Origin of the sequence: Microbacterium sp., assembly GCF_032084865.1 — a bacterium.
Taxonomy (GTDB): domain Bacteria; phylum Actinomycetota; class Actinomycetes; order Actinomycetales; family Microbacteriaceae; genus Microbacterium.
On record NZ_DAMDLU010000121.1, the window covers coordinates 1 to 8,914 of the forward strand.

General features: G+C 70.6%; 10 protein-coding genes. 1 reads left to right on the top strand and 9 read right to left on the bottom strand.

Annotation, left to right across the window (positions count from 1 at the left end):
* The 9 genes from RT309_RS11650 to RT309_RS11690 all read right to left on the bottom strand — a co-directional run.
* The coding region (locus RT309_RS11650) for a site-specific integrase (RefSeq protein WP_313357228.1) at positions 1-619 on the bottom strand (619 nt) is incomplete at its 3' end.
* 1 nt (position 620) lies between these two features.
* Entirely contained in the window at positions 621-1,199 is a 579-nt protein-coding gene (locus RT309_RS11655) for an NUDIX hydrolase (RefSeq protein ID WP_313357230.1), read from the bottom strand.
* Positions 1,200-1,204: 5 nt separating this feature from the next.
* On the bottom strand, positions 1,205-2,905 hold the full coding sequence (locus tag RT309_RS11660; RefSeq protein WP_313357232.1) for a CTP synthase: 1,701 nt from the start codon (positions 2,903-2,905) through the stop codon (positions 1,205-1,207).
* Positions 2,906-2,922: 17 nt separating this feature from the next.
* On the bottom strand, positions 2,923-4,611 hold the full coding sequence (gene recN / locus RT309_RS11665; protein WP_313357234.1) for a DNA repair protein RecN: 1,689 nt from the start codon (positions 4,609-4,611) through the stop codon (positions 2,923-2,925).
* Positions 4,608-5,513: an NAD kinase gene (locus RT309_RS11670; protein WP_313357236.1), complete on the bottom strand. Its 906-nt coding sequence runs from the start codon at positions 5,511-5,513 to the stop codon at positions 4,608-4,610. The genes recN and RT309_RS11670 overlap by 4 nt, the downstream gene beginning before the upstream one ends.
* A complete protein-coding gene (locus RT309_RS11675; protein WP_313357238.1) occupies positions 5,510-6,307 on the bottom strand; it encodes a TlyA family RNA methyltransferase in 798 nt (265 codons plus the stop codon). Before RT309_RS11675 ends, RT309_RS11670 begins: the two co-directional genes overlap by 4 nt.
* Positions 6,304-6,474, bottom strand: a complete 171-nt coding sequence (locus RT309_RS11680) for a hypothetical protein (protein ID WP_313357239.1) — start codon at positions 6,472-6,474, stop codon at positions 6,304-6,306. Before RT309_RS11680 ends, RT309_RS11675 begins: the two co-directional genes overlap by 4 nt.
* Before the next feature lie 43 nt (positions 6,475-6,517).
* A complete protein-coding gene (locus RT309_RS11685; protein WP_313357241.1) occupies positions 6,518-7,555 on the bottom strand; it encodes an HAD-IIA family hydrolase in 1,038 nt (345 codons plus the stop codon).
* On the bottom strand, positions 7,555-8,355 hold the full coding sequence (locus tag RT309_RS11690) for a hypothetical protein (RefSeq protein ID WP_313357242.1): 801 nt from the start codon (positions 8,353-8,355) through the stop codon (positions 7,555-7,557). Before RT309_RS11690 ends, RT309_RS11685 begins: the two co-directional genes overlap by 1 nt.
* A gap of 6 nt (positions 8,356-8,361) precedes the next feature.
* Here RT309_RS11690 and RT309_RS11695 point away from each other — a divergent pair.
* Positions 8,362-8,914, top strand: a 553-nt coding sequence (locus RT309_RS11695) for a hypothetical protein (RefSeq protein WP_313357244.1), incomplete at its 3' end; no start/stop codon positions are given.

The window sequence follows — 8,914 nt, forward strand, 5'->3', positions numbered from 1 at the left end:
CCCGCCCCTTGGCCGCGAGCCCGGGACGCGCCCGCGTGAGGTAGGCGTCGACGGCGGCCCGCGCGTACGACCCCACCGGCACGATGCGCTCCTTGTCTCCCTTGCCGCGCAGCCGGAGCACATCGCCGTACGCAAGGTCGTCGACGTCGAGCGAGACGGCCTCCGAGACCCGTGCCCCCGTCGCGTAGAGCAGCTCGAGCAGCGCGCGATCACGCATCCCGATCGGCTCGTCGGCGGCCGGGGCGGCGAGCAGTTGCTCGACCTGCTCGATGGTGAGCGCCTTGGGCAGGCGCTGCGGCGCCTTCGGCGGCCGCAGGCGTCCGGTCGGATCGGCGCTCTCGATCCCCTCCCTGACGAGAAAACGGTGCCAGCCGCGCACGGCCGACTGCAGCCGCGCGAGGCTCGTCGCCGCGGGTGGCGGGTCGGCGCTCGCGCGATCGGCGATGAACGCGGTCACGGTGCGCGGGTCGACGGCATCCGTCGTCTCGATGCCCCGCTCCCCCAGCCATGCGGTGTAGCCGGCCAGGTCGCGCCGGTAGGCGGCGACGGTGTGCTCGGAGAGACCGCGCTCGATCGTGACGTGACGCAGGTACGCGTCGAGCGCCCGGTCGAGCCGCACGTCAGCGCTCGTCGCGAGACCGCGGGGTGCGCAGGCGGCGCTCGGCGGCGAGGACGCCGATGCTCAGGATGCCGTTGTGCAGCCGGCCGGCCATCACCCCGTCGGCAGCGTCGGACAGCGGCACCCACTCGACGCGGATGTCGGCCTCCTCGTCCAGACGCTCGTGCGGGTCGGCGTCGGAGAGCCCGGTCGCGAGATAGACGTGGATCATCTCGTCGTTGCCGCCGGGGGTCGTCCACGCCGACACGAGGTGCTCCCAGTGCTCGGCGACGATGTCGGCCTCCTCCGCGAGCTCGCGCCGGGCGGCGAGCATCGGCTCCTCGCCGGGCACGTCGAGCAGGCCGGCGGGCAGCTCCCAGTCGCGGTGGCGGATCGGATGCCGGTACTGCTGGATCAGCAGCACCCGCTCGTGCTCGTCGAGCGCGACGACGGCGACGGCACCGGTGTGCGCGACGTACTGCCGGCGGATCTCACCGCCGCCGTAGCGCACCCGGTCATCGCGGACGTCCCAGACGGCACCGCGGAACGCGAGATCGCTGGAGATGACCTCGGGCTCGAACGGCTCGTCTTGAAGGTGCATGGGGATCAGGCGTCTTCGGTGAACAGCTCGCTGGCGCGGTTGCGCTCGATGGCCGCTCCGACCAGACCGCGGAACAGCGGGTGCGGTGCGGTGGGGCGCGAGCTGAGCTCGGGGTGCGCCTGGGTGGCGATGTAGAACGGATGCACGTCGCGGGGCAGCTCGACGTACTCGACGAGGTCGAGGTCGGGGTTCACGCCCGAGAACACCAGACCGGCGTCGGCGAGACGCGCACGGTAGGCGTTGTTGACCTCGTAGCGGTGGCGGTGCCGCTCGGAGGCGGTCGGCGCGTCGTACAGATCGCGGGCGAGCGAGCCCTCGGCGAGGGCCGCCTCGTACAGGCCGAGGCGCATGGTGCCGCCCAGGTCGCCGCCGTCGAGGATCTCGATCTGCTCGGCCATGGTCGCGATGACGGGCTCCGCGGTGTCCGGATCGAACTCGCTGGACGAGGCTCCGGCGATTCCGGCCACGTCGCGGGCGTACTCGATGACCATGCACTGCAGGCCGAGACACAGGCCGAGGGTCGGGATCCCCTGCTCCCGGGCGAACTTCAACGCGCCCAGCTTCCCCTCGATGCCGCGGATGCCGAAGCCGCCGGGCACGCAGATGCCGTCGAGCTCGGCCAGCTGCTCCTGCGCGCCCTCGGGCGTCTCGCAGAGGTCGGACGGGATCCAGCGGATGTTGACCTTGGTCTCCTGCGCGAACCCGCCGGCCTTGAGGGCCTCCGTGACGGACAGGTAGGCGTCCGGCAGGTCGATGTACTTGCCGACGAGACCGATCGTGACCTCGTGCTTCGGGTTGTGCACGGCGTGCAGCACCTTGTTCCAGCGCGTCCAGTCGACGTCGTCCGCCTTCTGGTCGAGACCGAGGCGCCTCACGATGTAGGAGTCCAGGCCCTGCTCGTTGAGGGTGGAGGGGATGTCGTAGATGCTCGGCAGGTCGACGGTGTTGATGACGCCCTCGACGTCCACGTCGCACATCAGCGCGATCTTGTTGCGGTTGCTCGCGCTCACCGGGCGGTCGCTGCGGAGCACGAGCGCATCCGGCTGGATGCCGACCTGACGGAGCGCGGCGACCGAGTGCTGGGTCGGCTTGGTCTTCTGCTCGCCGGACGCCCCCATGAACGGCACGAGCGAGACGTGCACGAAGAACACGCTGTCGCGACCGAGCTCGTGACGCAGCTGGCGGGCCGCCTCGAGGAAGGGCTGCGACTCGATGTCGCCGACCGTGCCGCCGACCTCGGTGATGATGATGTCGGGCTGGGGCTCTTCGGTGGCCTGCAGGCGCATACGGCGCTTGATCTCGTCGGTGATATGCGGGATGACCTGCACGGTCGCTCCCAGGTAGTCGCCGCGGCGCTCGCGCGCGATCACCTGCGAGTAGATCTGCCCGGTGGTGACGTTGGCGGACTGCGTCAGGTTGATGTCGAGGAAGCGCTCGTAGTGGCCGATGTCGAGGTCGGTCTCGGCGCCGTCGTCGGTGACGAAGACCTCACCGTGCTCGAACGGGTTCATGGTGCCCGGGTCGACGTTCAGGTACGGGTCGAGCTTCTGCATCACGACGCGCAGGCCGCGCGCGGTGAGCAGGTTGCCCAGGCTGGCTGCGGTGAGCCCCTTGCCCAAAGACGAAACGACACCGCCTGTCACGAAGATGTGCTTCGTGGTGAAGGAGCTGGTGTCGTTGTCTGGCGCCGCAACAGAAGAGTTCATCACGGGCTTTTATCCTATCAGCTGATCGCCGAGCCGAGGCTCAGCAGTTCGCGGGCGTGGGTGAGTGCGGCGTCGGAATCGGTGAGTCCCGAGAGCAGCCGAGCCATCTCGGCTTCGCGTTCGGCGCCCTGCAGCCTGGTGACGCTCGACGCGGTCACCGCGCCGTCGTTCGACTTGACGACCGAGAGGTGGTTGTTGGCGAATGCTGCCACCTGCGCGAGGTGTGTGACGGCGATGACCTGCGAGTTCCGGGCGAGCTGCGCGAGCCGGCGGCCGACCTCGATGGCCGCGGCGCCGCCGATTCCGGCATCCACCTCGTCGAAGACGAAGGTCGGCACCGGGTCGGTGCCGGCGATGACGACCTCGATCGCGAGCATGACCCGTGAGAGCTCGCCGCCTGAGGCGCCCTTGGACACCGATCGCGGCTCGGCGCCCGGGTGCGGTGCGAGCAGGATGGCGACGTCGTCGCGCCCGTGGGTGGATTCGGCGCCCGGCGAGACCCGCACCTCGAGGGTGGCGTCGGGCATGGCGAGGGCGTGCAGCTCGTCGGTGACGGCCGCAGACAGCCGCACCGAGGCCGCCGTGCGTACCTCGGTGAGGGCCGTGGCCGCATCGTCGAGGGCGTTGCGGGCGCTGTCGGCCTCGGCGCTCAGCCGCTCGATGCGATCGCCGTCGTCGTCGAGCTCGGCGAGGCGCAGCGACCCTGTCTGCCAGATATGAAGGGCATCGTCGAGGGAGCCGTGCTGTCGGATCAGTCCGCCGAGAGCGGCGCGGCGCTCCTCGACCGCGGCGAGCTCGTGCGGACCGGACTCGTCGAGGTCGGCGAGGTATCCGGAGAGCTGCTGGGCGAGGTCGGCGGCGCGATAGCCGAGGTCGGCGAGCGTGTCGGATATCTCGGTGAGCTTCGGGTCGGCGCTGCGCTCGAGCGAGCGTCGGGCCTCGGCGAGCAGAGCGACGATGTCGGGGTCGCCCTCCTCGCTCGACAGCGCGGAGCGGGCAACGGATGCCGACAGCCGCAGCTCCTCGGAGTTGGCGAGTCGCTCGGCGCGCTCGTTCAGCTCGACGTCCTCCCCCGGCTGCGGGTCGAGCTGCTCGATCTCGGCGAGCTGCTCGCGCAGCAGCGCCGCTTCGGCCGCACGCCGGTCGCGGTTCTCGGTGAGTTCGGCGATCTCGGCATCCAGCTCGCGCCACCGCGTGAAGGACTGCCGATACGCGGCCAGTGCCGAGGCGATCTGCTCGCCGCCGAAGCGGTCGAGCGCGTCGCGCTGCGCGGCCGCGGAGCGCAGACGCAGCTGGTCGGACTGCCCGTGCACGACGACGAGCTCCTCGGCGAGCGAGGCGAGCACTCCGGCCGGTGCGGGGCGGCCGCCGACGCTGGCGCGACTGCGGCCCTCGGCGCTGAGCGTGCGCGACACGTACAGTTCTGCGGTGTCTCCGGCAGGTTCCAGGTCTCCACCGGCGTCGGTGACGATGTCGGCGACGGACCCGTGCTGCGGCACCATCCAGACGCCGGCGACGGATGCCTGAGCCGCACCGGCACGGATGGCCGACGAGTCGGCACGGGCGCCCAGCAGCAGCCCGAGGCCGGTGACGACCATGGTCTTGCCTGCGCCGGTCTCGCCCGTCACGGCGGTGAATCCTGCGCCGAGCGGGAGCACGGCGTCGTCGATCACCCCGAGCCCGCGGATGCGCATCTCATCGATCACGAGGCACCTCGCCATCCCTCGACGGGGAGCTGGAACTTGCGCACCAGACGGTTGGTGAACGCGGTCGGGTGCAGTCGCGCGAGGCGCACGGGGCGTGACGAGCGGCGCACGACGACGCGCGCTCCGGGCGGCAGGTCGTGCGAGCGGCGACCGTCGCACCAGAGAATGCCGCTGCCGTCTGTGCGCTCGAGCATCTCGATCGCCACCGACGCCTCGGGGCCCACCACCAGCGGCTTGGCGAACAGCGCGTGTGCCGAGAGCGGCACCACGGCTATGGCCTCGACCGTCGGCCAGATGACCGGACCACCGGCGGAGAAGTTGTATGCGGTGGAACCGGTGGGTGTCGAGACGACCATGCCGTCGCATCCGAAGCTCGACAGCGGACGACCGTCGATCTCGATCACGACCTCGATCATGCGCTCACGGCTGGCCTTCTCGACGGTCGCCTCGTTGAGCGCCCACGTCTCGTACACCACGGCGCCATCGGCATCCTTCACGCGCACGGAGAGAGCGAGGCGCTCCTCGACCTCGTAGTCGCGGTCGATGACGCGGGCGACCGCGGCGTCCATGTCGTCGCGGTCGATCTCGGCGAGGAAGCCGACGTGGCCCATGTTGATGCCCAGCACCGGTGCTTCGGACCCGCGGACGAGCTCGGCGGCGCGCAGGATCGTGCCGTCGCCGCCCAGGACGATGGCGAGCTCGAGGTCGTCGACCGCGACATCCGTTCCCAGCAGCGCCACATCGGCGAAGCGCGCGTGCAGGGCGACGAACTCGTCGTGATCGTCGGCCGGCAGCACGGGGGTCGCGCCGGCGCCTCGCAGCGCATCGACGACGCGCAGTGCCGCGGCGACCGTGTCGTCGCGTTTGGCGTGGGCGACGACCAGGATGGGGCGCGCGTTCATCGTCCTCCTGCCACGTGTGCGATCTGCTCCGACCATTCTGACGGATCCGTCCCCCGCCCGGGCGCGAGGTGCGCGAGGTACTCGGCGTTGCCGTGCGTGCCGAGGATCGGCGAGGGCAGGATGCCGAGCATCCCGAGACCCGCGTCGTGCGCGCTCCACAGGACCCGCTCGACCGCGTCGAGCCTGGTGGCCGCGCTCGTGACGAGTCCGCCCTTCACGGCGGTGCGTCCCACCTCGAACTGGGGCTTGATGAGCAGCACGACGTCGGCGTCGGAGGCGATCGTCTCGGCGATGGCCGGCAGCACGAGGTCGAGCGAGATGAACGACAGGTCGCCGACCGCGAGGTCGGGTCGCTGCGTCTCGCCGGTGGTATCCGCGAGCGATCGCGAGGTCATGTGGCGCACGTTGAATCCCTCGACCACCGTGACGGCGGGGTCGGCGGCGATCTGCGGCGCGAGCTGACCATGGCCGACGTCGACGGCGAGCACGCGGCGTGCGCCGCGTTCGCGCAGCACCTGCGTGAATCCGCCGGTCGATGCGCCCATGTCGAGCGCGAGACGCCCCTCGACGGCGATGTCGAAGCCATCGAGGGCCGCGAGCAGCTTGTGCGCGCCGCGACTGACGTAGTGGTCTCCGCCGTCGATGCGAAGCTCGGCGTCGTCCGAGACGGGGGCGGATGCCTTGATGACCGTGCGTCCGTCGACACTCACCAGCCCGTCGGCGATGAGGGATGCCGCGTGGGTGCGTGACCGGGCGAGGCCCCGTGCCGCGAGGGCGGCGTCGAGGCGGGTCATCGGGTGCCGTGCGCCGAGTCGCCGGTGCGCGGAGTGCTCTCGAGACGCTTCATCAGCTCGTCATGCATCGCGCCGTAGGCGTCGGCCCGGTCGGCGAGCGGCTGGCTCTCGATCAGGCGCAGTCTGCTCCAGAGCGCATCGGTCGGCTCGTCTCGCGTGTGCTCCATCCGTCAACTGTAGCCCGGGCTGCCGACGCGGCCGCTGCGACTCTCAGGGCCTGTGGAAAGGATCGGCGTAGAGCTTCTCGGGCACGCGGAAGGCGTAGATCGCCAGTCCTGTCGCCCAGATGGCGGCAGCTCCCGCGCGCAGCAGGTCGATCTGCGACGAACCCTCCGAGAGGATCTGCACGTCGCCGTTCGCGATGCGCACCGACGCGCCGTTCACGGTGAAGACGCCGTCCTTCTCGAATGTCTGCGGGTACGGCACGTGCAGGTCGCGCAGGTCGGCGAGGATGTAGTCGGGCCGCGACCCCTGCGGGGCGGCGAGCACGTGCTTGGGACGATCAATGCCCGTGAGCACGAGCGCCGAATCGATGCCGGCGCGCACGGCGCCCATGATGTCGGTGTCGAGACGATCGCCGAGGAACAGCGGACGCTGCGTCTCGAAGCGCGCGATGGCCTCTTCGAAGATGGGGGTCTCGGGTTTGCCCGCGACGGTCGACAGTCGACCGATCGCCGTGTGCACGGCCGACACAAGCGTGCCGTTGCCGGGTGCCACGCCCCGCTCGCGCGGGATGGTCCAGTCGATGTTGGTGGAGATCCACGGGATCCCGCCCTCATCCTCGGGAACCTTGAGCGCGAACGCCGCCTCGGCCAGATCGGTCCACGCGACGTCGGGGCTGAAGCCCTGCACGACGGCCGCCGGGGACTCGTCCGCGCTGCGCGTGACCGTGTATCCGGCCTTCTCCGCCTCGACGACGAGCCCCTCTCCCCCGACGATGAGAATCGTCGCGGGCGCGGGCACCATCGTCGCGAGCAGCCGCATCGCCGCCTGCGGGCTGGTGACGACATCGTCGGCCGCGACGGTCAGCCCGAGGCTGGTGAGGTGCTCGGCGACCGATGCGTCGGTGCGCGCGGCGTTGTTGGTGATGTAGCCGAGACGCATCGACTGCGCAGCCTGGTTGAGGCTGTCGACCGCGTGCGGCAGCGCGAGCGGCCCGGCGTAGACGACCCCGTCGAGATCGGCGAGGATCGCGTCGCGTCCGGTCAGCGGAGTGGCGGCCGGCTTGGCGCGGCGGAACAGAGCCATCAGCGATCGGACTCCGAATCGTCGGATGCCGAGGCTGCCTCGTCGAGTTCCTCGTCATCCGGTGCGGCAGCATTCGGGGCAGCCGCATCGGCAGCGTCCGGGGCAGCCGCATCGGCAGCGTCCGGGGCATCCGCATCCGAAGCGTCCGCATCCGAAGCGGCGATCGGTACGGGCTGCGGCTCGGCGGCGTCGGCATCGTCGAAGTCATCGGCCGCATCCGCGTCGTCGTACTCGTCGAAGTCCTCGACCAGGCCGTCCTCGACGATGATCTCGTCGAACTCGCCATCGTGGCCGAGGGCGGATGCTGCGACCTCGGCGCGCTGCGCCCAGAAGCTCGCTTCGTCGGTGCGACCGAGATCCTCCAGCACCGCCGCGCGGGCAGAGAAGAGAGCGGGGCTCCATTCGAAGGCGCGATCGGGGTCGAGTTCGGGGATCTCGAGCTCGCCGAGCGCGAGTTCCGTTTCGCCTCGATCGAGACGAGCGCCTGACATCGCGATCGCCAGCGCCACGCGCACGGCGGGAGCGAGGGATGCGCGATCGACCGAGCGTCCCTCTTCGAGCGCGCGATCGGGCCGGCCGACGCCGCGCTCGCTGTCGACGATGAGGGCGATCTGATCGTCGTTGCCCGAGATGCGGCGGTAGGTGCGCAACTCTCGCAGCGCGAGGGCGAAGTCACCGATGCCGTAGGCCGTGATCGCCAGCGTTTCGCGCACGACGGCGACGCGGCCGGCGCGACGTGAGGCCGCGAGGGCGTGGTCGTGCGCACGTGCGGGGTCGTCGTCGATGAGCTGCGCGACCATCGCGAGGTGACGCGCGACCTGCTCGGCGTTCTCCTTGCTGAGGGTCTTCAGCTCATTGCGCGCGGCCGGGTGCAGGTCACGCGCGGTGATCTCGTCCGGCAGCGGCGGCTCCGGGATGCGCTCGCGAACCGGGGCGAACTCGTTGACCGGACGGTCGACGCCGCCGCGCGGACGGTCACGGTACGACGGCCGCTCGCCCTGATCGCGGTCACCATACGGGCGACGCTCACCGGACTGGCTCCGGTCACCATACGGGCGACGCTCACCACCCTCGGGTCGGTCACCATACGGGCGGCGCTCACCCTGATTCCGATCACCATAAGGGCGACGTTCGCCACCCTGATTACGATCACCATACGGGCGACGCTCACTGGCCTGGCTCCGGTCGCCACCCTGGTTACGGTCGCCATACGGACGACGCTCGGCACCTTGGTTTCGGTCGCCATAAGGGCGACGCTCGCCACCCTGATTACGATCACCATACGGGCGACGCTCACCGGACTGGCTCCGGTCGCCACCCTGGTTCCGGTCACCGTAAGGGCGACGCTCGCCACCCTGG